This window comes from Flavobacterium chungangensis, assembly GCF_042654045.1.
Taxonomy (GTDB): Bacteria; Bacteroidota; Bacteroidia; order Flavobacteriales; family Flavobacteriaceae; genus Flavobacterium; species Flavobacterium chungangensis.
On record NZ_JBHSFY010000003.1, the window covers coordinates 249215 to 274325 of the forward strand.

20 protein-coding genes are annotated in these 25111 nt (G+C 34.0%); 19 read left to right on the forward strand and 1 reads right to left on the reverse strand.

Features of this window, described 5'->3' with window-relative positions; all coding sequences use genetic code 11:
• Nucleotides 1–3 precede the first annotated feature (3 nt).
• The 13 genes from sov to ACFO3N_RS06235 all read left to right on the forward strand — a co-directional run bounded on the left by sov (nucleotide 4) and on the right by ACFO3N_RS06235 (nucleotide 16314).
• Nucleotides 4–7203, forward strand: a complete 7200-nt coding sequence (gene sov, locus ACFO3N_RS06175; RefSeq protein ID WP_379796092.1) for a T9SS outer membrane translocon Sov/SprA — start codon at nucleotides 4–6, stop codon at nucleotides 7201–7203.
• 86 nt (nucleotides 7204–7289) lie between these two features.
• Entirely contained in the window at nucleotides 7290–7670 is a 381-nt protein-coding gene (gcvH, locus tag ACFO3N_RS06180) for a glycine cleavage system protein GcvH (RefSeq protein WP_095927914.1), read from the forward strand.
• Nucleotides 7663–8046 (forward strand): VanZ family protein, encoded by a 384-nt coding sequence (locus ACFO3N_RS06185; protein ID WP_379796095.1) that lies wholly within the window; start codon nucleotides 7663–7665, stop codon nucleotides 8044–8046. The genes gcvH and ACFO3N_RS06185 overlap by 8 nt, the downstream gene beginning before the upstream one ends.
• A gap of 113 nt (nucleotides 8047–8159) precedes the next feature.
• Nucleotides 8160–8903: a deoxyribose-phosphate aldolase gene (deoC, locus tag ACFO3N_RS06190; protein WP_379796097.1), complete on the forward strand. Its 744-nt coding sequence runs from the start codon at nucleotides 8160–8162 to the stop codon at nucleotides 8901–8903.
• 19 nt (nucleotides 8904–8922) lie between these two features.
• Nucleotides 8923–11046: an energy transducer TonB gene (locus tag ACFO3N_RS06195; RefSeq protein WP_379796099.1), complete on the forward strand. Its 2124-nt coding sequence runs from the start codon at nucleotides 8923–8925 to the stop codon at nucleotides 11044–11046.
• A gap of 157 nt (nucleotides 11047–11203) precedes the next feature.
• Complete coding sequence (gene cyoE, locus ACFO3N_RS06200; RefSeq protein ID WP_379796101.1) at nucleotides 11204–12106, forward strand: heme o synthase; 903 nt, start codon at nucleotides 11204–11206, stop codon at nucleotides 12104–12106.
• Nucleotides 12107–12111: 5 nt separating this feature from the next.
• The gene (locus ACFO3N_RS06205) at nucleotides 12112–12699 is read left to right on the forward strand and encodes a cytochrome c oxidase subunit 3 (RefSeq protein WP_379796103.1); all 588 of its coding nucleotides are present in this window, start codon (nucleotides 12112–12114) and stop codon (nucleotides 12697–12699) included.
• A gap of 42 nt (nucleotides 12700–12741) precedes the next feature.
• Nucleotides 12742–13725 (forward strand): cytochrome c oxidase subunit 3, encoded by a 984-nt coding sequence (locus tag ACFO3N_RS06210; RefSeq protein ID WP_095927908.1) that lies wholly within the window; start codon nucleotides 12742–12744, stop codon nucleotides 13723–13725.
• Nucleotides 13726–13744: 19 nt separating this feature from the next.
• Nucleotides 13745–14095, forward strand: coding sequence for a cytochrome C oxidase subunit IV family protein (locus ACFO3N_RS06215; RefSeq protein WP_095927907.1), 351 nt, complete (start codon nucleotides 13745–13747; stop codon nucleotides 14093–14095).
• Nucleotides 14096–14174: 79 nt separating this feature from the next.
• Nucleotides 14175–14816, forward strand: coding sequence for a hypothetical protein (locus ACFO3N_RS06220; RefSeq protein WP_379796105.1), 642 nt, complete (start codon nucleotides 14175–14177; stop codon nucleotides 14814–14816).
• A 13-nt stretch (nucleotides 14817–14829) separates the two neighbouring features.
• A complete protein-coding gene (locus ACFO3N_RS06225) occupies nucleotides 14830–15516 on the forward strand; it encodes an SCO family protein (protein ID WP_095927905.1) in 687 nt (228 codons plus the stop codon).
• 2 nt (nucleotides 15517–15518) lie between these two features.
• Entirely contained in the window at nucleotides 15519–16061 is a 543-nt protein-coding gene (locus ACFO3N_RS06230) for a DUF420 domain-containing protein (protein ID WP_095927904.1), read from the forward strand.
• A complete protein-coding gene (locus ACFO3N_RS06235; RefSeq protein WP_379796108.1) occupies nucleotides 16051–16314 on the forward strand; it encodes a hypothetical protein in 264 nt (87 codons plus the stop codon). The genes ACFO3N_RS06230 and ACFO3N_RS06235 overlap by 11 nt, the downstream gene beginning before the upstream one ends.
• Before the next feature lie 21 nt (nucleotides 16315–16335).
• Here ACFO3N_RS06235 and ACFO3N_RS06240 read toward each other — a convergent pair whose 3' ends face one another.
• The gene (locus tag ACFO3N_RS06240) at nucleotides 16336–17742 is read right to left on the reverse strand and encodes a DUF4403 family protein (protein WP_379796112.1); all 1407 of its coding nucleotides are present in this window, start codon (nucleotides 17740–17742) and stop codon (nucleotides 16336–16338) included.
• Between the two features lie 178 nt (nucleotides 17743–17920).
• Between ACFO3N_RS06240 and ACFO3N_RS06245 the strand changes: the two genes are divergently transcribed.
• From ACFO3N_RS06245 to ACFO3N_RS06270, 6 genes are all read left to right on the forward strand, one after another.
• On the forward strand, nucleotides 17921–18622 hold the full coding sequence (locus tag ACFO3N_RS06245) for an ABC transporter ATP-binding protein (RefSeq protein WP_095928196.1): 702 nt from the start codon (nucleotides 17921–17923) through the stop codon (nucleotides 18620–18622).
• Nucleotides 18615–19859 carry an ABC transporter permease gene (locus ACFO3N_RS06250; RefSeq protein WP_379796115.1) on the forward strand — a complete coding sequence of 415 codons (1245 nt, stop codon included), beginning with the start codon at nucleotides 18615–18617 and terminating at the stop codon, nucleotides 19857–19859. The genes ACFO3N_RS06245 and ACFO3N_RS06250 overlap by 8 nt, the downstream gene beginning before the upstream one ends.
• A 2-nt stretch (nucleotides 19860–19861) precedes the next feature.
• Entirely contained in the window at nucleotides 19862–21127 is a 1266-nt protein-coding gene (locus tag ACFO3N_RS06255) for an ABC transporter permease (RefSeq protein WP_095927901.1), read from the forward strand.
• 37 nt (nucleotides 21128–21164) lie between these two features.
• Nucleotides 21165–22286, forward strand: a complete 1122-nt coding sequence (locus ACFO3N_RS06260; protein ID WP_095927900.1) for an efflux RND transporter periplasmic adaptor subunit — start codon at nucleotides 21165–21167, stop codon at nucleotides 22284–22286.
• 85 nt (nucleotides 22287–22371) lie between these two features.
• Nucleotides 22372–23754: a TolC family protein gene (locus ACFO3N_RS06265; protein ID WP_379796118.1), complete on the forward strand. Its 1383-nt coding sequence runs from the start codon at nucleotides 22372–22374 to the stop codon at nucleotides 23752–23754.
• Between the two features lie 6 nt (nucleotides 23755–23760).
• A complete protein-coding gene (locus tag ACFO3N_RS06270; RefSeq protein WP_379796120.1) occupies nucleotides 23761–25053 on the forward strand; it encodes an efflux RND transporter periplasmic adaptor subunit in 1293 nt (430 codons plus the stop codon).
• Nucleotides 25054–25111 lie beyond the last annotated feature (58 nt).

Here is a 25111-nt window from a genome sequence, read left to right on the forward strand (position 1 = left end):
TCTATGCGTAAAATTTGTATTTTGTTGCTGGTATTGCTCTGCGGTAATGTTTTACGGGCACAGGTTACACCGGCGGCACAAGATACAACTAAAACTCAGTTTTCAGTAGGTAAGATAGAGCTCGAAGATCCTCCGAGTGTACTTTCGGCATATAGATATGATCCTATTACAGATCGTTATATCTATACCAATTCGGTAGATGGTTTCTCCATCAATTACCCTTTAATTCTAACTCCAAAAGAATACGAAGATTTAGTTCTTAAAGAATCAAGAAGAGATTATTTTAGAAAAAAATCAGATGCTATTGATGGTAAAAAAGCGGGAGCTGAGGCAGCAAAAAAAGATTTATTGCCAAGATATTACATCAACTCGAGCTTATTCGAAAGCATTTTTGGAAGTAATACTATAGATGTAAAGCCCACAGGATCAGTAGAAATGGACTTGGGTATGCGTTATACCAAACAAGACAACCCGTCATTTTCGCCAAGAAACAGATCCTCTCTAACTTTTGATTTCGACCAAAGAATCAGTATGAGTTTAATGGGGAAAATTGGAACTCGTTTGGAGGTAAATGCCAACTACGATACGCAATCTACATTTGCTTTTCAGAACTTATTTAAACTAGCTTACACGCCTTCAGAAGACGATATTGTTCAGAAAGTTGAGGTCGGTAACGTTAGTATGCCTTTAAATAGTACTTTAATTCGAGGTGCTCAAAGTTTATTTGGGGTCAAAGCCCAACTGCAATTTGGTAAGACAACTGTTACGGGAGTTTTCTCAGAACAAAAGTCTCAAACCAAAAGTATAGTCGCAGAGGGTGGTGGTACCGTACAAAACTTCGATTTGTTTGCCTTAGATTATGATAATGACCGACATTTCTTCTTATCACAATACTTTAGAAATAAATACGATTCTTCTCTAAAAAACTATCCGTTAATTGACAGCCGTGTTCAAGTTACAAGAATCGAAGTATGGGTAACGAATAAACAGAATAGGGTAACAACAACAAGTAACAACTTAAGAAACGTTATTGCACTTCAGGATTTAGGGGAAGGACAAGTTTCTGGTGTGCCAGATAATCAAGTTGTTGTCATTACAAATCCTGTAGGATTCTTTAATAATCCAATAGATTCACCTACAGATAATACAAATAACAAATACGATCCAGCATCAATCGGAAAAGCAGGAAGTTATTTAAACTCTAATATTAGAGAAATTGTAACAGCAAAATCTGGATTTAATAATACCAACGTAAACGAAGGAACTGATTATTCTGTTCTAGAAAATGCTAGAAAATTAACTACAAACGAATATACTTTCAATGCACAGTTAGGTTATATCTCGTTACAGCAGCGTTTGGCCAATGACGAAATTCTGGCGGTTGCATTTGAATATACCGTTGGAGGAAAAACATACCAAGTAGGGGAGTTTGGTAGTGATGGTGTAGATGCAACTGTAGTTACAGGAAACAACAATGCCAATCAAGCAATTGTAACACAGAGTTTGGTTTTAAAAATGCTGAAAAGTAGTTTGACAAACGTTCAAAATCCAGTTTGGAACTTGATGATGAAAAACGTTTATCAAATTCCTCAAGCCTACCAAATCAAACAAGAAGATTTTAGGCTTAACATTCTTTATACAGATCCTTCGCCAATAAATTATATTACGCCAGTAACAGGAAGTACTTTTCCAGCAAATCCTTCACCAGACGATAAAGTAGACCAAACGCCATTATTGAATGTTTTTAATCTTGACCGTTTAAATTACAACAACGATCCGCAAACTGGAGGAGACGGATTCTTCGATTATGTTCCAGGAGTTACGGTTGATGTGCAGAATGCCCGAATTATTTTCACCACTAAAGAGCCTTTTGGAGAACTTTTATTTAGAAAATTGAATACCAACTCTGGAGAAAGTTATGATGATCCAGCTACCTATAATGCAAATCAGAGGAAGTATGTGTTTAGAAACATGTACAAGAATACTCAGGCTGGTGCATTGCAGGATAGTGATAAAAACAAATTTTTATTAAGAGGAAAATATAAATCTTCGGGAAGCAGTGGTATTCCTATCGGAGCCTTTAATGTTCCGCAAGGGTCTGTTGTGGTAACTGCAGCAGGACGTGTTTTAGTGGAAGGTATTGATTATAGCGTCGATTATCAATTAGGACGTGTACAGATATTAGATCCTTCGCTTCAAGCTTCTAATACACCAATTGAAGTTTCGTTGGAAAATAATTCAATCTTTGGTCAGCAGACAAGAAGATTCATGGGATTCAATGTTGAACATAAAATTTCAGAAAAATTTGTTGTTGGAGGTACATTCTTAAAAATGACAGAACGTCCTTTTACTCAAAAATCAAGCTACGGACAAGAATCTGTAAATAATACCATTTTTGGCTTTAATGGAAATTATGCAACAGAAGTTCCGTTTTTGACAAGATTGGCTAATAAATTACCAAACATAGATACAGACGTTCCGTCTAATCTTTCGATTCGTGGAGAAGTCGCATTTTTAAAACCAGATGCTCCAAAGGCAAGTGATTTTGAAGGCGAAGCAACTATTTATATCGATGATTTTGAAGGTACTCAGACCACAATTGATATGAGGTCTGCTTACGCGTGGAGTTTGGCTTCTACACCATTTATTACTTCTGCAACAGACAATACTTTCAATGCCAACTCCAATACGCTTGAGTATGGTTTTAAACGTGCAAAATTGGCTTGGTATACTATTGATCCAATTTTCTACACCTCAAAACCATCTGGAGTTTCAAATGATGATTTATCATTAAACTCAACAAGAAGAATTTACAGCAGAGAGCTTTATCCAAATACAGATATTGCACAAGGGCAGATTCAGGTTGTTAATACATTAGACTTAACGTATTATCCATCAGATAGAGGACCTTACAATAATAATCCTAATTTTAGTTCAAGCAATCCGTCATCTAATTTTGGAGGAATTATGCGCGCGCTGAATTCTACAAACTTTGAACAAGGAAATGTTGAATACATTCAGTTCTGGGTACTTGATCCTTATGTTGGAACAGGGCAGGCTCAAGGAACTAATAATGGAAAAATTTACTTCAATTTAGGAGAAGTTTCAGAAGACGTTCTGAAAGACGGAAGAAAACAATATGAAAATGGTTTAGGTCCAGATCAGATTATGGTAAACCCACAGCCAATTTGGGGAGACGTGCCAGCATCTCAATCATTGATTTATGCATTTGATACTAATCCAGATAATCGTAAAAATCAGGATGTTGGTTTAGATGGTTTACCAGACGCAAAAGAGGGATCAATTTACACCAATTATGCAGGAGAAGAAGATCCCGCAGCAGATAACTACAAGTACTTCTTAAATACAGAAGGAGGCATTTTACAGCGTTATAAAAGATACAATGGAACAGAGGGGAACTCTGCCGTAAGTGTTGATGATCCAAATCGTGGTTCAACCACTCTTCCAGATGTCGAAGATATCAATCGTGATAATACCATGAGTACAATCAATGCGTATTATGAATATAGTATTGACGTAAGACCAGGAATGCAAGTTGGAGAAAATTATATTACGGATATTAGAGAGGTTCAAAATGTAGATCTTCCTAATGGTAGTACTACCAATGCAAGGTGGATTCAGTTTAAAATTCCGGTTTCGAAACCTCAAAATACTATTGGAAATATTACCGATTTTAGATCTATTCGTTTCATGCGTATGTTTATGACTGGGTTTAACGATCAAATGACAGTTCGTTTTGGAGCATTAGATTTAGTTAGAGGAGAATGGAGAAAGTATACAGGAACGCTTGATGCAAATGATACGAACCCTGATGATGACGGAACTCAATTTGATGTTGCAGCTGTAAATATTCAGGAAAACGGAACTAAATGTCCTGTAAACTATGTTATTCCGCCAGGAGTTCAAAGAGAGCAATTGTACAACAACAATACAATTATCAATCAGAACGAACAGTCTTTAGCATTGAGAATTGCAGGTTCAGGATTAGAATATCAAGATTCTAGAGCGGTTTTCAAAAATGTAAGTGTTGATATGCGTCAGTACAAAAAACTGAAAATGTTCCTTCACGCAGAATCTCTTCCAAATGAAACTCAGCTTTTAGACGATGAGATGATCGGATTTATTCGTTTTGGTAATGACTTTACACAAAACTTTTATCAAATTGAGATTCCATTAAAAGTAACGAGAACTGGAGGAAGTTGTACTATAAGTCCAGATCAAGTGTGGCTTGAAGAAAATAATATTGATGTAGCACTGTCATTACTTACTAGAATGAAAATCTTGGGAATGAATATCGATATTAATTCACCAAAAAGAGATGTAAATGGTATTTATTATCCAGACCGAGATCCAGATGTAGATGGTGGTGACCAGGATGGTAAATTGACTTTAGGTATTAAAGGAAATCCGAATTTCGGTTTAGTTCGAAATTTAATGGTCGGGGTAAAAAGCGCGGCAAACCATAAGGATATTATGGGAGAAGTTTGGTTTAACGAACTTCGTATGTCCGATTTAGAAAACAAAGGAGGTATGGCTGCATTGCTTAATGTAGATACCAATATGGCCGATTTAATGACATTATCGGCTTCTGGAAAAAAGAGCACAATCGGTTTTGGTTCTCTTGAACAAGGAGCCAACGAGAGAGATCGTGAAGATATTCAGCAGTACAACATTGTAACCAATATAAATTTAGGAAAGTTATTGCCACCGAAATGGGGTATTAATCTTCCATTCAATTATGCTATTGGAGAAGAAGTTATTACGCCAGAATACGATCCGTTTAATCAGGATATTAAGTTAGATCAATTGATTAAAGAAACGGCAGATCCGGCAGAAAAAGAAAATATTAGAACTCGTGCGGTTGATTATACGAAGCGTAAAAGCATCAATTTTATTGGGGTAAGAAAAGATAGAGCGCCAGAACAGAAACCGCATGTTTATGATGTAGAAAACTTTACGTTCTCGCAGTCTTATAATCAGGTAGAGCGACATGATTATGAAGTTGAAAGTTATAATGATGAGCAGTCTAATACTTCTGTCAATTATGCTTATACTTTTCAGCCTAAAGAAGTAGTTCCGTTTAAGCAAACCAAATTCATGAAAACAAGTGAATATTGGAAATTGCTAAGCGACTTTAATATAAATTATCTTCCCTCGAATGTTTCATTTAACACGAATATTTTAAGGCAAAGTAATCGCCAGCAATATAGACAAGTTGATGTAGAAGGTATTGGATTAGATCCTCTTTACAGAAGAAACTTTGCGTTTAATTATCAATATGGTTTCGGATTTAATTTGACAAAATCGTTAAAATTAAATTACACAGCAGCGTCTAACAATATCGTAAGAAACTTTTTGAACGACGATAATACGCCAAAAGAAGATTTTAATATCTGGGATGATTATTTTGATATTGGTATACCAAATCAGCATTTACAGCAATTGGTTTTAAACTATGACATTCCAATTAATAAAATTCCAATATTTAGTTTTATAAAAGCAAACTATTCTTATACGGCAGATTACAATTGGCAAAGATCGTCTACGGCACTTTCTCAATACGTTGATGATAGTGGAGTGTCTTGGGATTTAGGAAATACGGTTCAAAATGCCAATTCGAATACTTTCTCTACGACATTAAATATGAATACACTGTATAAATATTTAGGTTTGACACCAGGAGGCAAGCCAGCAAAAGCAAAACCTGCTGCACCGCCAAAACCAGGAGAGAAAATTGTAAATACGGCTAAACCAGTTACCAGCAGTAATCCTTTTTATGATGGTTTGATTGGAGTTTTGACAAGTGTTAAAAATGTTCAGATCAACTATACAAAAAACAGCGGAACCGTTTTACCAGGATATATTCCAGGAGTTGGTTTCTTTGGAACCTCTAAACCTTCGTTGGGATTTGTTTTTGGTAGTCAAGATGATGTGCGTTTTGAAGCTGCTAAAAATGGATGGCTGACTAGTTACCAGAACTTTAATCAAAATTATACGCAAGTAAGTAATAAGCTTTTGAAAGTAATGGCAAACGTAGATTTATTGCCCGATTTGAAAATCGATCTGGCTATGGATCGCGCTTATTCTGAAAATTCATCAGAGCAATATAGTGTAGACCAAAATACAGGCGAGTATATCTCATTGTCACCATACAGTTATGGAATGTTTTCAATTTCTACCGTATTGATTAAGACTGCTTTCTCAACAAGTTCAGAAACGGAGTCTTCTGCGTTTGATGATTTTAGAAGCAATCGTTTGGTTATTGCAAATCGTTTGGCAGAACAGCATTATGGAGGAGGAGAGATTCCTAGATACGGAGATGCAAGTAATCCTATCCCAGATGAATCAGATCCGAATTATAAAATTTATGTAGCCAATCAAGGTTATCCTATAGGTTTCTCAAAAAGTAATCAAGCGGTATTGTTGCCTTCATTTATGGCGGCGTATACAGGAGCAGATGCTTCAAAGAGTTCAACAGGTATTTTTAGAAGTTTCCCTATCCCAAACTGGAATGTGAAGTATAATGGTTTAATGCGTTATAAGTATTTTAAAGATCATTTTAGACGTTTTTCGTTACAACATAATTATAGAGCATCATATACAATAAGTCAGTTTAGGTCAAATTTTGATTATTTGGAAACCCCTGGAGGGCAAGACGTAAATACGAACTTCTTCAATAAAACAATCATGTCTAATGTTAACTTAGTGGAGCAATTTAGCCCGCTGATGAGAATTGACTTTGAGTTGAAAAATTCATTCCGTTTATTGACAGAAGTTAAAAAAGACCGTGCTTTGTCTATGAGTTTTGATAATAACTTATTGACAGAGGTTAAAGGAGTTGAATATGTTGTTGGAGTAGGATATCGTTTCAAAGATGTTATTATCTCATCAAGATTGGCAGATAATCCAACTGGAATTATTAAGAGTGATATCAATATAAAAGCTGATTTTTCATATAGAAACAATGAGACTTTAGTTCGATATTTAGATTACGATAATAATCAGCTGGCAGCGGGACAGAACATCTGGACTTTAAAATTAACGGCCGATTATGCCTTCAGTAAAAACTTAACAGCAATATTTTATTACGATCATTCGTTCTCGAAAGCAGTTATTTCGACTTCTTTCCCTTTAACGAATATCAGATCAGGTTTCACACTTCGTTATAATTTTGGAAATTAAATTTTAGTTTCTAAACTAGATTTTATTAGAAGATTATTACATTTGTGGCTTAAATTTTAAACAATCAATTTTCAAACACAACGATTATGAGCATACCAGCAAATTTAAAGTATACAAAAGATCACGAATGGGTTAGCATCGAAGGAGATGTTGCAACTGTAGGAATTACTCATTTTGCACAAAAAGAGTTAGGAGATATCGTGTATGTTGAGGTAGAAACTTTAGATCAGACACTTTCAAAAGATGAAGTTTTTGGAACTGTTGAGGCTGTAAAAACAGTTTCTGATTTATTTTTACCATTAACAGGTGAGATCATTGCTTTTAATGAAGACTTAGAAAGTGCTCCAGAAACTGTAAATTCAGATCCTTATGGAGCTGGGTGGATGATTAAAATAAAAATTGCTGATGCTTCAGAAATAGACACTTTATTGTCTGATCAAGCTTATAAAGAATTAATCGGTGCCTAAACAACTATTATTAATTTGGGCAATTATCTGCTCTGGAATCATTACTTATTTTTGTCTGACAGATTCTAGTAATATACCAGCGGTTAGTTTTCCAAGCATTGATAAAATTGTACATTTCTGTTTTCATTTTGGATTTACAATTTCATGGATTTTGTTTTTCAAAAAAGAATTAAAAGGAAAAGAAGCAGACGCTTATAAAGCGTATTTAATTTCTTTTATATTCTCTGTTTTTTTCGGAATTACAATTGAAATTCTCCAAAGCGCTCTTACACTAACAAGAGCTTCAGATGTTACAGATGTTTTAGCAAATGCACTAGGAGCGTTTGTGGCAGTTTTTTCTGCAATAGCTTTTAAAAGTCAAATCGATAAAATATAATTTCAAAACCCACTTCGGTGGGTTTTTTATTACAAGAAAATCAAGCAGTTAAAAGCTATGTTTTTTCAATATAAAATGTACTTTTGTGCTGGTTTCCTGCAACTTCAATCAATATGAATGTAAAGCAATATTTAGACTCCACGTATTTGAAAACTGCATCGCAAGCTGGTCTTTCGGAAGCAGAAAATACTGTTGTGGTTAAAAATGCAATTAAGGAAGCAATTCAAGAAGGTTTTAAGCTAATTATGATTCGTCCAGAATATGTTTCTTTGGCAAAAAACATGATTGTTGAAGCCAATTCTGTTTTATTGGTTGGAACTGTAATTGATTTTCCAGAAGGAAAGTCAAGTTTGGAAACCAAAATTAAAGAAGCAAACGAAGCAATTGCAAATGGAGCTGATGAATTAGATTTTGTTTGTAATTATGAAGCATTCAAGAATGGAGATTTCGATTTGGTTAAAAAAGAAATCTTGATTGGAACGCAGATTGGATTGGCAAATGATAAAACAGTAAAATGGATTATTGAAGTTGCGGCCTTAACAGATAAAGAAATTATCCAGTTGTCTTCTTTAATAAAACATGTTGTAGTATCTAATTTTAAAGAAGAAGATTTTGATTCTGTTTTTGTGAAATCCTCTACAGGTTTTTATAAAACAGAGAATGATCTTCCAAATGGAGCAACAGTTCCAGCCATAATTATGATGCTCGAAAATGCTTCGCCACTTTCAGTAAAGGCAGCTGGTGGAGTCCGTTCATTTGAAGAAGCTGCAGAAATGATTCGTTTAGGAGTAAAACGTATCGGAACTTCGGCAGCAAAAGCAATTGTAAACGGAGAAATTTCCCCAAATCAATATTAAATAAATACCCAAATTTTAAGTGAATAAGTTTTTTTTGTCCCTTGTTTTAATTTCTTCGTTCTTTATTGTTTCTGCTCAGCAAAATGGTAATTCTTCTGTTCAGCCAGGTTTTGCGGCAGAAATGTTTCCAGTTTTTCCTAACTGCGAAAATTTAGAAGGTAAAAAATTAGAAAATTGTTTTTATAAAGAAGTTCAAGATTTTGTGTTTGGCAATTTTCAAGTCCCTCAAAAATTAAAAGAAAACAATTATAAAGGAGTGGTAAAAGTACTTTTTGAGGTAAATGCAGAAGGCGAATTTAAAGTAATTTATGTTTCTGCAGAAACTGAAGAATTGTCTGAAGAAGCAAAAAGAGTTTTTAGCACATTTCCAAAAATAAAACCTTCAACTTACAACGGAAAACCCACGTATTCTAAATATACGATTTCTATTGATATACCGTTAAAAAGTGCATCGCAACTTGCAGCAGAAGCTCAGGCAGCGGCAGAAATCTTAAAGCCAACACAAAAACCAATGACTGAGCTGGATAGTATTGTGTACAAAAAATACAATAATCCAGAATTTGATAGCCATTTAAATATTCCTTTTTCACATAGTTATTATGCGCAGTTTGATGCAGAAATGAATCAGGTTGGGATTAATAACCACACGGCATCTAAGCCTTATACTTACGCTGAGGTTTCAAAATATTATAATTTAAGAGCGGTCAATGAATCGTTGCAGAAAAAAACATCGACTTGGCTGGGAAGAAAATGGTGGAATGAAAATCTAGTGCAGATTCAAGGAGAGGATTATTGGTTTTCATTAAATCCGATTGTAGATTTACAAATGGGTAAGGCTTCAGATCTTGATGCATCTTACACTTATGTGAATACTAGAGCACTAAACTTTAGAGGGGGGTTAGGGAAACAAATTAACTTTACGACTACTTTTTTTGAAAGTCAGGGAAGATTTGCAGGATATTTTAACGATTATGCTGAATCGATTAAACCATCTGGAGGAAATCCAGCAATAATTCCGGGGATTGGAATTGCAAAAGGATTCAAAACTGATGCCTATGATTTTCCTTTAGCGGAAGCGAATATTACTTTCGCGCCAGGAAAAATATTTGATTTTCAATTGGGTTACGGAAGAAATTTTATAGGTGATGGTTATCGTTCTTTGTTGGAAAGCGATGGAGCAAGTCCGTATCCATATTTTAAAATCAATACTAAATTTTGGAAAATTAAATATACCAATACGTATATGTGGATGAAAGATGTTCGTCCAGAAGTAACAGCCGAAAAGACGTATGCAACAAAATTTATGGCGAACCATTATTTGAGCTGGAACGTTTCGAATAGAGTAAACTTAGGTTTTTTTGAATCGGTTGTTTGGACAGACACCAACAACAGAGGTTTTGATGCTAATTTTGTTAATCCGATTATTTTTTATCGTGCAGTAGAATTTGGATCTTCATCTAAAAGTGGGAATGCGCTTTTGGGGATTACGGGTAAATACAAATGGAATAATAGCATAAATCTGTATTCGCAGTTCTTGATTGATGAGTTTTCTGTTTCAGATGTTGGAGCTGGAAACAAAAGTTGGAAAAATAAATTCGGATTTCAGCTTGGAGCAAAATACTTTAATGCATTTAATGTAAAAGATCTTTTGGTGCAGGTTGAATTGAACAGTGTTCGTCCTTATGTGTACTCGCACAGCGCTGTTATTACAAACTACGGACACAACAATCAGAGTGTAGGACATCAATGGGGTGGGAATTTTAAAGAACTTATTGCAATTGCGAGATACCATAAAGGACGTTGGCTTGCCGATGCGAAATTGACAGTTGGAACAAGAGGTTTGGATTTTGATACCGCAGCAGACTCATATAACTACGGAGGAAATATTTATAAAAGTTACGATGTAAAACGCCCTTATGATACAGGGGTGAAAATCGGGCAAGGAAATAAAACTAGTGTTTTTATTGCAGACGTTCAAGGAGGATATTTAATTAATCCAATGACAAACTTGAAATTATTTGGAAGTTTGATTTACAGAAATTTTGATCCGACTCAAGAAACGGCAGCAACTTTTAAGCAAAGTACAACTTGGTTTAGCATCGGATTACGTTCAGATATTTTTAATTGGTATTTTGATTACTAGTTTTTAATAAGATTTTTCGAAATAATAGTGTTAAAGAATGCTGAGATCTTAATTTGCAAAGGTTTTATTGAAAAAAATCTATTTTTATAGGCTTAAATTCTACAATCTAATTTGTACATTTGCACCACTCAAAAAAAATACACAAAATACAACGGTATTGAACGCTGCAAAAAATACATTATCAATCAAATCAATATTTCTGGATTTTAAAGAGATTACTAAAGCTGGTTTAGCTATTAGTGTATTGTTCTCTTCAATCGCCGGATATTTATTAGGAGTAGATTCTGAACATCCCTTCAAATGGAGTGTTTTGGCTGTTTTGGCAGTTGGAGGTTATTGCATGGTTGGAGCTTCGAATGCTTTTAATCAAGTAATAGAAAAAGATATCGATTCTTTGATGGATCGTACTAAAAATCGTCCGGTTCCATCAGGGCGTATGTCTCCTAAAGTGGCTCTGTTAGTAGCAAGTTTGCTTACTGTTATTGGTATTGCACTTCTTTATACGATAAATGCAAAGTCAGCAATGTTTGCTGCGATTTCTATATTTCTGTATACAAGTGTTTATACACCATTAAAAACAGTAACTTCGTTGTCTGTTTTTGTTGGGGCATTTCCAGGAGCAATTCCGTTTATGTTGGGCTGGGTAGCAGCAACGGGCGAATTTGGCATCGAGGCAGGGACTTTATTCTTAATTCAATTTTTTTGGCAGTTCCCGCATTTTTGGTCTATTGGATGGTTTTTATATGAAGACTATGAGAAAGCAGGAATTTTTATGCTTCCGACAGGTAAAAAAGATAAAGGAACAGCATTACAGATAATATTGTATACAATTTGGCTTATTATAGCATCGTTATTACCTGTGTTAGGTTTTACGGGTCAGTTGTTTATTTCTCCAATTGCGGCAGTTTTAGTGTTTCTATTAGGGATTTGGATGCTTTTTTATGCGGTTCGTTTGTATAAGTTAAGAACTGCAAAGGCAGCGAGAACATTAATGCTAGTGAGTGTTTCTTATATCTCGCTTTTGCAAATTGTATTTATAGTAGATAAATTTTTAAGATAGTTGTTATGGAAATGACATTGAAAACAAATGAAGAGCAAGCAAGGAAATCAAAATCGGCAAAACTGATTCTGCTTTTCGCGATGGTTAGTATGACCATGATGTTTGCTGGTTTAACAAGTGCATTTGTAGTTAGTAAATCAAGAGCAGACTGGTTGAAGAATTTTGAACTTCCTTCAGCTTTCTATTGGAGTACGGCAGTAATTATTGCCTGCAGTGTTACTTTTTACTTGGCAAAAAAAGCCATTCAAAAAGACAATAGAAGCGCAGTTACTGGATTGCTTCTTGGCACTTTAGCTTTAGGGATTTTATTTGTGGTATTACAATTCAAAGGATTTGGACAAATCGTTTCAGAAGGGTATTACTTTACAGGAGAAGGTAGTTCAATTACTACAACTTTTCTTTATGTGGTAACAGTTACACACTTGTTACACTTAGCTGGCGGATTAATTTCACTTTTAATTATAATTTATAATCATTTTAAACAAAAATACAATTCGACTCAAACTCTTGGGATAGAGCTAGGTGCGATGTATTGGCACTTTTTGGATTTATTATGGGTATATTTATTTTTATTTTTATATTTCTTTAAATAAGAAAAAAACGTAAATTTGGGAACTTTTTAACGAATATCTTTTATGGGAGCGACAGTTACTACTGCAAACAACGACGAAAAAACTTGGGGAGGCGGTCACAATGAGCCTTTAGGAGCAAGTTATGGTAAAATGATGATGTGGTTTTTTATCGTATCAGATGCCTTAACATTCTCTGGATTTCTAGGAGCTTATGGTTTTTCTAGATTTAAATTTATTGAAACTTGGCCTTTGGCTGATGAAGTGTTCACTCACTTCCCATTTATGCATGGTGTTGCGGCTCCAATGTATTATGTAGCATTAATGACTTTTATTTTGATCTTTTCTTCTGTAACAATGGTATTAGCTGTTGATGCAGGACACCAATTGAAAAAGACAAAAGTTGCTGTTTACATGTTCTTAACTATTATTGGAGGTTTAATTTTCGTTGGTTCTCAAGCTTGGGAATGGAAAAACTTCATTAAAGGAGAATATGGTGCAGTTGAAACTGCTGGAGGTAGTTTACTTCAGTTTGTGGATAAAGATGGTAAAAGAGTAGCTTTAGCTGACTTTGCTGTTAAATTGCCAGAACAAAGAGAAGCTTTAACAAGAAGCCACTCAACTTGGTTCATGGAAGATGCTCAGTCTCTTCCAACTTACACAGTTGCTGAAGTTCAGGCTGGTTTTAAAGCACACCCTGAAGTTTTAATCAGAACAGAAAAACTTACAGATAAAAAGAAAAAGACAATCTTGTCAAGAGAAGAATCTGAAAAACATTTAGCAACAGCTAAGTATGTAGTAGAAGGTGCTAACTTGATCAGAAACGAGTACGGTAATAAATTATTTGCTGATTTCTTCTTCTTTATTACAGGTTTCCACGGTTTCCACGTATTCTCTGGAGTTATTATCAATATCATTATTTTCTTTAATGTATTATTAGGTACTTACGAGAAGAGAAGAAGCTACGAAATGGTAGAAAAAGTTGGTTTATACTGGCACTTCGTAGATTTAGTTTGGGTATTTGTATTTACAGTTTTCTACCTAGTTTAATTTTTAGCATTTAATTATTATGTCACACGAGCACGTATCAAATACAAAAAGAATCTGGTTTGTTTTCGCATTACTTTCAGTAGTAACTACAGTTGAAGTTATTTTGGGTATCTACAAACCTGCATCATTAGAATTTACTCATTTTATTGGTTTGAATTTGTTAAACTGGATTTTCTATATCCTTACAATTTTCAAAGCATACTATATTGTATGGGCATTTATGCACATGGAAGGTGAAAAAAGCAGCCTTAGATGGTCTGTAGTTTCTCCTGTTATCTTCCTAGTTTTATATTTATTGTTTATTCTATTGACAGAAGGACATTATATTTATGGGGTTTTTAAAGATTCTACTATTAAATGGAATTTTTAACATGATATTAATTCGAAAAGAAGCTCCGATTTACGGAGCTTTTTTTATTTTTGTACCTCAATAATTCTCCGTTTATACAATGAAAAAAAATATAGTTCTCTTTGTACTTTTTGTATTGCCAATTGTAGCGTATTTGTTTTTCGCTTCAGGTGTAAATAGTTTTACAACACTTCCTGTAATAACACCAAAAGTGGCCGATTTTGGAAATTGGAATTCATTAAACGGAAAAAAAATCTCCCTTGATAAAAAGATTACCGTGTTAGGTTTTGCTGGTAAAAATATTCTAGAAAATAGAGGTAATTATTTTAATCTAAATGAAAAGATCTACAAACGTTATAACGGTTTTGAAGATCTTCAGTTTGTAGTGTTGTGTCCTATAGGAACTGAAAAAGAAGCTCAAAAAATTGTTGATGCTTTATCTCCTTTTACAGATGTTAAGAATTGGAATTTTGTTTTTGCTTCAAAAGAAGAGATTCAGAAATTTTATGACGGACTTCATTTAAAAGAAAAACTGAATGAAAACCTTGGAACTTCTAATGTGTATATTGTCGATAAAGAGCGCAATTTGAGAGGTAGAAAAGATCAGAAAGAATACAAAGAAGGTTATGATACTTTTCATCCGTCTGAGTTGAGTAATGAAATGCTTGATGACTTCAAGATTATTCTTTACGAATATCGCGCAGCTTTAAAGAAGAATCATAACGCTACAAAGCAACTTTAAAAAATCATTTATAATGTTTAAAAACAAATCATATATCGGAATCTCTTTTGTGATTCTAATTTTCGGGATTTATGCCATTCCTAAAATTGTCGATCGAGTTAAAAACGGTGACGTTGTAAAAGGAAACCGTTTGGATAATGTTGGGGTTAAAACTTCAAAAGATGCTAAGCTTTTGACAATTGGTCCAGCTCCAAAATTCGAATTGACGAATCAAGACAATGTGAAAATTTCGAATGAAACGTATAAAGGAAAAGTGTATGTTTTGGAATTCTTCTTTACAACTTGTCCTTCTATCTGTCCAAAGATGAACATGAGCATGCTGGAGATTGAAAAGACTTTTTTTGGAAATCCTAATTTTGGAATTGTTTCTATTACAATCGATCCGAAACACGATACTCCACAAGTTTTAAAAGACCATGCTAAATTGTTAGGTGTGAAATCTTCAAACTGGAATTTCCTAACTGGAGACAGAAACGTAATTATGGATTTGTCTAATAAAGGATTTAATCTTTATGCAGGAGAAAATGATAAAGTAAGCGGCGGATTTGAGCATTCTGGTTTGTTTGCTTTAATTGATAAAGATGGAAATATTCGATGCAGAAAAGACGAATTCGGAAATCCGAGTATTTATTACGACGGTTTAGACAAAAAAGGAGTTAGAGATATTCAGCAAGACATTAAAATTTTATTAGAAGAATAAAAATGGAAGATAATACTTTAGAGAAAAAATATAACAAGTTTATTATTGCGGTTTCAATTGTAATTCCAGTTGTCGTGGCAATTTTATTTGGTGTTAAATTAAAAGATTTTGGTTTTAATGTAGAACCTTTATCATTTTTACCTCCAATTTATGCAACTACAAATGGTATTACTGCTGTTGTGCTAATTTTGGCTGTTATGGCAATTAAGAAAGGAAATCAAAAATTACACGAAAGATTAATGACTTTTGCTATTGCATTGTCGGTAGCATTTTTGGTTATGTATGTAGCGTATCATATGACTTCAGATTCTACAAAATACGGAGGAGAAGGAGTATTGCGTTATGTGTATTTCTTTATTCTTGTAACGCATATTTTATTGTCAATTGCTATTATTCCGCTTGTTTTGATTACTTATGTAAGAGCGCTTGCAAAACGTTTTGACAGACATAGAAAAATTGCTAAAATCACTTTCCCGCTTTGGTTATATGTAGCAGTAACGGGAGTGGTAGTTTACTTAATGATTTCTCCATATTATGTACACTAAAAAAAATAATATTCAAATCGTGAAATTCAAATTTCGAGCTCTGTTTTTTGGAATTTGTTTTTTCTTTATTGGAATTTCTGCTAATGCGCAATGTGCAATGTGCCGTGCGGCTTTAGGAGGAGATTCTAATATTAAAAAGGCTGAAGCTGTAAATGATGGAATTGTTTACTTAATGGTAATTCCCTATTTACTTGTATTAATAATTGGATATTTGATTTATCGAATGTATTCTAAAAAGAAAAAAGCAGTGTAATTTACACTGCTTTTTTTGTTTTTATTTAAGTCCGTTTACGGATACATTTACCGTTCCGTTTATTTTGATGAAGGCTATAATGGCTTGATTGGTCAACTGTATTTTATCAAACTGAATGTCTTCCATTTTTCCGTTAACAAATACTCCAGGCATCGGCGAATAGTTTTTTAAGTAACCCGCCATACTTTTTTTGCCTTCTTCTAAATTCGGTTGAATGGAATAACTGCAGCTTTCTTCCATTTTTCTTAAAATATAACCCTGCGCGAGCCAGTTTGCTGTACGCATCAATTTGCTTTTGGTGTCTAAGACATAATCCAACTTTTCAAAATAAATCTCTTTAGTTTGTGCATTGTATGAAGGAAATCCATTTAAATAAATGGTTCCGTTTATAGATCCTAAAATGTCTAAAGCAATGACCATTTTTCCGTCTTTATGCCAAATTGAAACATTTTTTACGGTTACTTTTTTGCTTCCAGAACCAAACTCCTGACCTGCAAAATTCTTGGTCATAATCTTGGATGCATCTACATAGCTCGAAATGGCAGCAATATTAGCAGAAATCTGATTTGGGATTTTGGCAACAGGTTTTAGAGCAATTTTGCTAGCATTATATTTTGATTCTGGCTGTTTTCCAACGATGGTTTCCATATTGCATTTCATTCCCATATCAAGCAAGAAAGAATCGTTTTTCAGTTTTGCATTTGTAGAGTAAATTTCGATCGGAACAATTCGCAACCAGCTTTCATAGGTATCACTCATCTGAAAAGGAGTAGAGATTTTTTCAACAGCCTGAAGAACGTTTGGTTTAAAATCCATTGATTTTTCAATTGCTCCATCAATTTCCTTTTCCAATTGGGTTTTAAAAATAGAAATAGCTGGATTTATTAAATAAGTAATCGGCATATTTTTGCCAAATACAGTCATTGTTGGGCTTTCGTTCCAATTTAGAGACTTGAATTCTGTTTTTGTTGTTAGTTTCCAATTGGTAAGAGTGGTTTCACTAGATAAAGTTATAACTCCATTTAAGTTAAATTCTCTAACGTCGTACAGCTCTATCCCCATTTTTTTTGTTCCGATTCGATATTTGATATTCGCTTTAAGCGGTAAAATCGTTCTAATTTTTTTATTAGGATTTGATGGGTCATTTTGAATTTTGATCGGAGCCTGTTTCCAGATTTTCATTTCGATATCATCATCTTCGATGTTGTTATCCTCATAAATCAATCCGTTAAGGAGCGTGTTTGTCTGATTTTCGATATCACTTAATTTGATCGTAATCGGAAGGTTGATAAAGGATGGACTGCTGTCATAAACTAGCGGGCTGGCATCATCGGGTTCAGGTTTTAATGTTTCTAATTTTGAAGTTGAAGAACAGCTTGTTAATACGGCAAGCACCGAAAACATTGTAATAATAGAAGTAAGCTTCATTTTAGTATGAATTTTTAGACAAGGTAAAATTACAAAAACAATCATATTTTCTGAAAAAAGTGTAACAATAACTAAAAAAGGTAGTCTAATATAAAATAGGTAACACAAGTATTAACTTTTTATTATCATAAATTACTTAATAAATACGTTATTATTGTCTAAAAAATTTAACAATACCATGATTGAAATTAAAGATTTACACAAATCCTATAAAATGGGAAGTTCGCAATTACATGTATTAAAAGGGATTAATTTTAATATAGAGGAAGGGGAATTGGTTGCAATCATGGGATCGTCTGGTTCGGGTAAATCAACACTTCTTAACATTTTAGGAATTTTGGATGAAGCCGATTCAGGAAGTTATATTTTAGACAAAACACCAATTAAGAAATTAAACGAAACAATTGCTTCAAAATATCGTAACAAATTTTTAGGTTTTGTTTTTCAGTCTTTTAACTTAATAAATTACAAAACAGCATTAGACAATGTAGCGATGCCATTGTATTATCAAGGTGTTAAAAGGAAGGAACGTTACGAGATAGCGATGAAGTATTTGGAGAAAGTAGGTTTGGGTTCTCATGTTAACCACTTGCCAAATGAACTTTCTGGAGGTCAAAAACAACGTGTCGCTATTGCGAGAGCATTAGCTTCGAATCCGAAAGTATTACTTGCCGATGAACCGACGGGAGCTCTTGACACCAAAACTTCTTATGAAGTTATGGAGCTTATTCAAGGGATTAATGATGAGGGAAAAACAATTTTAATTGTGACACACGAACCTGATATTGCAGCAATGTGCAAAAGAAATGTAGTCCTAAAAGATGGGCTAATTATCGATGATAAAAGAGTAGAACAAGTTAGAGCTTCGTCTTATGTTTAATATTGAACGTTGGCAGGAAATATTTGAAGCCATTTCTAAAAACCGTTTAAGAACATTCTTAACGGGAGTGTCTGTGGCTTCGGGAATTTTTATTTTGGTAATCTTGCTTGGTGCAGGAAAAGGTCTTCAGAACGGAATTGAAAAACAATTCGAACGCGATGCGGCTGGAATTATAGAGGTTTGGTCTGGAACTACTACTAAAGAATATAAAGGATTAAATCCGGGGAGACAAATTCAATTTCGCAATAGCGATTACAATCAATCGGTACAGAAATTCGAAGATAAATTAGATTTGAGAGCTTCAACAAATAATTACTGGGGGCAGTCTTTTGCTTATGGCAAAGAATCTGGTAGTTATCAGTTTAGAGGAGTAAATCCAGATTATGGCGGAATCGAGAATCTAACCATAGTTCAAGGCCGTTATGTAAACGCGAAGGATTTAGAAAGTAATGCAAAAGTGGCTGTTATCGGAATGAAATTGAAAACCGATTTGCTTAAAGATAAAGAAGCAATAGGAGAAGAAATTCTAATTAACAACATTAACTTTAAAGTTGTTGGAGTCTTTACAGATCCAGGAGGAGAAAGAGAAGAAACTCGTGCTTATTTGCCCTTAACTACAGTTCAGAAAACATTTGGAGGTGGCGATAAAATTAGCAACTTGTTTTTTACCCTAAAAAAGACAAGCGATTATGATGAAGCATTGGCTCAATCAGAAAAATTTACCCAAGATTTAAAAAACTTATTAAAAAGTAAAAACGTAGTAGCTCCCGAAGATGATGGAGGTGTAGGAGTTTATAACTCGGTTAAAGACGCTAAACAGTTTTACGATTTAAATTTATATATCAGACTTTTTTTCTGGTGGGTTGGTATTTGTACGATTATAGCAGGAGTTGTTGGAGTAAGTAATATCATGCTTATTATTGTAAAAGAACGTACAAAAGAAATCGGAATTAGAAAAGCACTAGGAGCTTCGCCTTTTTCTATTATCACGATGATTCTTCATGAATCGATTTTTATTACAACCATTGCAGGTTTTGTCGGATTATTGGCTAGTCTTGCTTTATTGGAATTTGTTGGTCCAATGGTTCAGAGCGAGTATTTCAGAAATCCTGAAGTAGATTTTAGTGTAGCTTTAACTACTTTAGTATTACTTGTTTTTGCCGGAGCAATGGCAGGATTTTTCCCAGCCTACAGAGCAGCCAAAATTAAACCTATTGTAGCACTTAGAGACGAATAATTATGTTTAAAAAAGATAATTGGGACGAGATTTTACAGGCCTTAACCGCCAATCCTTTCAGGACTATCCTGACAGCTTTTGGTGTTTTTTGGGGTATTTTTATCTTGGTAATTTTACTTGCTGCAGGTAATGGTTTGGAAAATGGTATTAAAAAAGGTTTTGACGGGATTGCGACCAATACCATGTTTATGTGGAGCCAGACTACTTCTAAGGCGTATAAAGGTTTGCCAAAAACACGACGTTATGACTTTAGAAATAGTGATGTAACAGCTTTAAAAGCAGCATTGCCAGATTTGTTATATGTTTCTCCTAGAAATCAATTAGGTGATTTTAACGGAACAAACAACGTGGTAAGAGGTACAAAAACTTCTGCATTTACAATTTATGGAGATTACCCAGAGCTGATTAAACAACAGCCGATGGATATTATTAAAGGAAGATTTGTAAATCAGCAGGATATTGAGCAGAGAAGAAAAGTTTGCGTAATTGGTAAAGGAGTTATCAGTGAGCTTTATGGTAAAGAAGAGGAAGCTGTTGGAACTTATATAAAAATAAACAGCATTAATTTCATGGTTGTTGGAGTTTATAAATCAAAACAGCAGGGAGGAAATGCAGAACAGGAACAAAAGAATATTTTTATTCCTTTTACAACTTTTCAGCAAGCCTTTAATTATGGAGATAAAGTAGGATGGATGGCGCTTACCGCAAAAGATGAAACTTCTATAACCGATTTAAAACCTAAAATTTTAGAGATTATAAAAGCACTGCATTCTATAAATCCGACGGATGAAAGAGCGGTTGGAAATTTTGATTTGTATGAGCAGTTTAATAAAGTGCAAAGCTTATTTAATATCTTAAAAGTAATTGCGTATTTCGTAGGAACATTAGTTCTGATTTCAGGTGTAATCGGAATTTCGAATATCATGTTGATTGTGGTAAAAGAACGCACAAAAGAAATCGGAATTAGAAGAGCCTTGGGTGCAACTCCTGGAGCAATTAGAGGGCAGATATTATCGGAGTCTATATTTTTAACCATTATTTCAGGTATGCTCGGAATTGCTGTTGCAACAGGAATTATAGCACTTTTAAATATGGTACTAGATTCGATGCCTCCTGATCAAAATACTATGTTTGCTAATCCAACTGTAGATTTAGGAGTTGTATTTGTTGCATTAATTATATTAGTTGGATCTGGTTTGCTCGCTGGATTTATACCGGCACAGACCGCTATCAATGTGAAACCCGTAGATGCATTAAGGACAGAATAAATTATCAATCAAAATAAATCGATTAAACCAAGAACAAATGAAAAAAGGAGTAACCGTAACCATTTTAATATTTATTGCAGTTGTTTTTTTTGGCGCGCTTTACTATTTGTATGCTAAAAACCAAGAATCGCCAATTGTATTTAAAACGGAAAAAGCAGAAATAAAAACTATCGTAAAAAATACTATTGCGACAGGAAATATTCAGCCTGATGAAGAAGTTTTAATCAAACCAAATATTTCAGGTATTATTGAAGAAGTGTACATCAAAGCTGGTGAAAAAATCAAAGCTGGCGATATGATTGCTAAGATTAGAGTTGTAGCAAACGTTTCGAATGTAAGTAGTTCTCAGAATCAGGTACAGACTGCTAAAATAGCATTAGATAATCAGGAAAAAATCTACAAAAGACAGAAAACATTATTTGAGAAAGATGTAATTTCTGCAAATGATTATGATGCTGCACAGCTGGCTTACAATCAGGCAAAACAAAATTATCTAGCGGCAAAACAAGGTTTGGATATTGTTAAAACAGGAACAACTTCATCTTTAGGAAATTATGCTAATACATTAATTCGTTCGACAGTTAACGGAATGGTGTTAGACGTTCCAGTAAAAGTAGGGAACCAAGTTATCGAAAGTAATAACTTTAACGAAGGAACTACAATTGCTAGTGTTGCTGATGTTGGAAGAATGATTTTTATAGGTAAAATTGATGAATCTGAGGTTGGAAAAATTAAAGAAAAAATGCCAATAGAGATTACAATTGGTGCTATCGAAAACAAAAAATTTGATGCAGTTTTAAACTATATCGCTCCAAAAGGAGTTACAGAAAATGGTGCGATCCAATTTGAAATAAAAGCACAAATGATCAACAGAGACGATACTTTCATTAGAGCTGGTTTAAGTGCCAATGCTTCTATTATTTTGGAGAAAGCAGAGAAAGTTTTAGCAATAAAAGAATCTTTGGTTCAATTTGACAAAAAAACACAAAAGCCTTATGTAGAAGTCGAAAATGCCCCACAGAAATTTCAAAGAAGAGATTTGGTTCTGGGGGTAAGCGACGGAATCTACGTTCAAGTTAAAAGCGGTATAAGTGATACAGATAAAATTAAAATCTGGAATCAGGGCTTGATTAACGAAGGAGATAAAGAAAAAAAATAAGCTAATTTGAAAGGTTAAGGATCTTTTTGGTTTTAAAAATGTTAAATTTGCGTAGTTCGGTTTACTGCGCCTTCATTAAAAGTATATGAAAATAAATAAATATAATAGTCTGGTTTTTGCAGTGTTATTCGGATTCGGATTAACTGGGCAGGCGCAATCAAAACAATGGACTTTGGAAGAGTGTGTGAGATATGCACTCGAAAATAATATCACGGTAAAACTATCTGAATTAGATGTCAAAAATGCTGAGATCGATAAAAGAGGAGCTTTAGGAAATTATCTTCCATCTGTAAATGGAACCGCTTCTCACTCTTGGAATATCGGTTTGAACCAGGATGTTACAACAGGTATTTTACGTAATCAAACTACACAATATTCTTCAGTTGGGATAAACGCAGGAGTTGACATCTACAAAGGTCTGCAGAATCAAAATACGATGAGAAGGGCAAAATTAAGTATTATTGCCTCACATTATCAGCTGTTAAAAATGCAGGAAGATATTTCGTTGAATGTTGCTAGTGCCTTTTTGCAGATTTTATCTAATAAAGAAGATCTTAAGGTTAAAAAAGAGCAATTGTTAATTGATGAAAAACGATATGCTCGTTCTGAAGAAATGGTAAATGCAGGAACTATTCCGCGTGGAGATTTGTTCGATTTGAAAGCTACTGTAGCGACAGACAAACAAAACATTGCAGTTTCTGAAAACAATTTACTGATTTCTAAATTGAGTTTAGCACAGCTCTTACAATTAAAAGAATTTGCAGATTTTGATGTAGTTGACGATACGAATGTAGCGGATGAAAATAATATCCTAGCTCAGACTCCAATTGAAATTTATAATAAAGCGAAAGAAACTAGAACAGAGTTAAAATTAGCACAGACCAATTTGGAGATTGCCGAAAAAAATGTTGCTATTGCAAAAGGAGCTTATCAGCCAACGCTTTCTGGTTTCTATGGGTTTAATACCAGAGCAAGTTATAGCGATCAAGTTAGGTTGGATGCAAGCGGTAATCCATATACAGTAGGGCCAGATCCTATATTCCAACAGTTTAGCGACAATAAAGGTCATAATTTTGGTTTGCAGTTAAATGTTCCTATTTTCAATGGTTTCTCAGTTAAGAATAATGTAGAACGTAATAAAGTAAGTTTAGAAAAATCTAAAATAGATTTAGAGCAAAAAAGTTTAGATTTGCAGCGTAACGTTTACACCGCTTTTACAGATGCAAGAGGAGCTTTAAATACATATGAATCTTCTACTGTAACTTTAGAGGCAAGACAGCAGGCTTACAATTATGCAAAAGAAAAATACGATGTTGGTTTAATGAATTCATTTGATTTCACTCAAGCTCAAACATTATTGACTAATGCGCAGTCTGATGTTATCAGAACAAAATACGATTACATGTTTAAAATTAAAATATTAGAGTTTTATTTCGGAATTCCAATTGTTCCAATTATTACAAAATAATTCATTATGTCAAAAAAAACTGTTTATTTCTTATTAGGTGGTGCAATAGTTATTATTGCAGCTTTGGTCGGTCTTTCTAAGGCTGGAGTTATAGGAAATAAGGACGAAGGAAAAGAAGTAGAAATTGCAAAAGTAACCGCTTCAACAATTGTTGAAACTGTTTCTGCAACAGGTAAAATTCAGCCTGAAATTGAAGTTAAAATTGCTTCGATGGTGTCAGGCGAGATTATTTCATTAAACGTAAAAGAAGGGCAAGTGGTTAAAAAAGGAGATTTATTAGTAAAAATAAATCCCGATTTGTATACCTCTGGACTAGAAAGATCTGTTGCAAATTTAGCTGGAACAAAAGCAAGTCTAACTCAGTCTGACGCAAGTTTTAAAGAGGCAAAAGCAAATTATGAGCGTAATAAAATATTGTATGATAAAGGTGTAATCTCAAAATCGGATTGGGATAAAGCTATTTCTACTTTTGAAGTTGCCAAAGCAACAAAACAAAGCGCTTATTACAATGTTCAAAGTGCTTCGGCATCTGTTACTGAAGCTCGAGATAATTTAGGACGTACCACAATTTATTCTCCTGCAGATGGAACCATTTCGGTATTAAATGTAGAATTGGGAGAAAGAGTTTTAGGAACACAGCAAATGGCCGGAACGGAGCTTTTGCGTGTGGCAAACCTAAACAATATGGAGGTTGAAGTAGATGTGAATGAAAATGACATCGTAAAGATTAAAATTGGAGACGAAGCAAATGTTGAAGTTGATGCTTATTTAAAAAAGAAATTTAAGGGCGTTGTAACAAGTATTTCTAATTCTGCAAGCACAACATTAACTTCAGATCAGGTAACGAATTTTAAAGTTAAAGTTCGTATTCTGAAAGATTCTTATCAAGATCTATTAGAAGGAAAACCAAGTACCTATTCTCCTTTTAGACCAGGAATGACTGCTACTGTAGATATTATTACAACAACAAAAAATAATGTTTTGGCAGTGCCAATTAGTTCTGTTGTAGTAAAGTCAGATACTACTGCTGTAAAAGATTTTAAGGTTGAAGATCCGAATGAAGATAAAAAAGCAGCTCCAAAAAGCGATAAAAAATTCGAATGTGTTTTTGTGAAAGTTGGAGATAAGGCTAAGATTAGAGTTATTAAAACTGGAATTCAAGACGATACTAATATTGAAGTAATGTCTGGTCTTAAACCTGGTGATGTCGTAATTACAGGGCCTTACACAACAGTTTCTAAAGATCTTAATTCTGGAGACAAGGTAAAGCTTAAGAAAGCTGAGGCTCCAAAAAAATAACAATATAAGCATATTGTCATCCTGAGCAAATTCGAAGTTGCAACTTCGCTCAGCCTGA

Bases quoted from the DNA above. Each gene is read 5' to 3' on its own strand.
- sov (WP_379796092.1), top strand. From the start codon at position 4: ATGCGTAAAATTTGTATTTTGTTGCTGGTATTGCTCTGCGGTAATGTT.
- gcvH (WP_095927914.1), top strand. From the start codon at position 7,290: ATGAGCATACCAGCAAATTTAAAGTATACAAAAGATCACGAATGGGTT.
- deoC (WP_379796097.1), top strand. From the start codon at position 8,160: ATGAATGTAAAGCAATATTTAGACTCCACGTATTTGAAAACTGCATCG.
- ACFO3N_RS06205 (WP_379796103.1), top strand. From the start codon at position 12,112: ATGGAAATGACATTGAAAACAAATGAAGAGCAAGCAAGGAAATCAAAA.
- ACFO3N_RS06210 (WP_095927908.1), top strand. From the start codon at position 12,742: ATGGGAGCGACAGTTACTACTGCAAACAACGACGAAAAAACTTGGGGA.
- ACFO3N_RS06215 (WP_095927907.1), top strand. From the start codon at position 13,745: ATGTCACACGAGCACGTATCAAATACAAAAAGAATCTGGTTTGTTTTC.
- ACFO3N_RS06220 (WP_379796105.1), top strand. From the start codon at position 14,175: ATGAAAAAAAATATAGTTCTCTTTGTACTTTTTGTATTGCCAATTGTA.
- ACFO3N_RS06225 (WP_095927905.1), top strand. From the start codon at position 14,830: ATGTTTAAAAACAAATCATATATCGGAATCTCTTTTGTGATTCTAATT.
- ACFO3N_RS06230 (WP_095927904.1), top strand. From the start codon at position 15,519: ATGGAAGATAATACTTTAGAGAAAAAATATAACAAGTTTATTATTGCG.
- ACFO3N_RS06235 (WP_379796108.1), top strand. From the start codon at position 16,051: ATGTACACTAAAAAAAATAATATTCAAATCGTGAAATTCAAATTTCGA.
- ACFO3N_RS06240 (WP_379796112.1), bottom strand. From the start codon at position 17,742: ATGAAGCTTACTTCTATTATTACAATGTTTTCGGTGCTTGCCGTATTA.
- ACFO3N_RS06245 (WP_095928196.1), top strand. From the start codon at position 17,921: ATGATTGAAATTAAAGATTTACACAAATCCTATAAAATGGGAAGTTCG.
- ACFO3N_RS06250 (WP_379796115.1), top strand. From the start codon at position 18,615: ATGTTTAATATTGAACGTTGGCAGGAAATATTTGAAGCCATTTCTAAA.
- ACFO3N_RS06255 (WP_095927901.1), top strand. From the start codon at position 19,862: ATGTTTAAAAAAGATAATTGGGACGAGATTTTACAGGCCTTAACCGCC.
- ACFO3N_RS06260 (WP_095927900.1), top strand. From the start codon at position 21,165: ATGAAAAAAGGAGTAACCGTAACCATTTTAATATTTATTGCAGTTGTT.
- ACFO3N_RS06265 (WP_379796118.1), top strand. From the start codon at position 22,372: ATGAAAATAAATAAATATAATAGTCTGGTTTTTGCAGTGTTATTCGGA.
- ACFO3N_RS06270 (WP_379796120.1), top strand. From the start codon at position 23,761: ATGTCAAAAAAAACTGTTTATTTCTTATTAGGTGGTGCAATAGTTATT.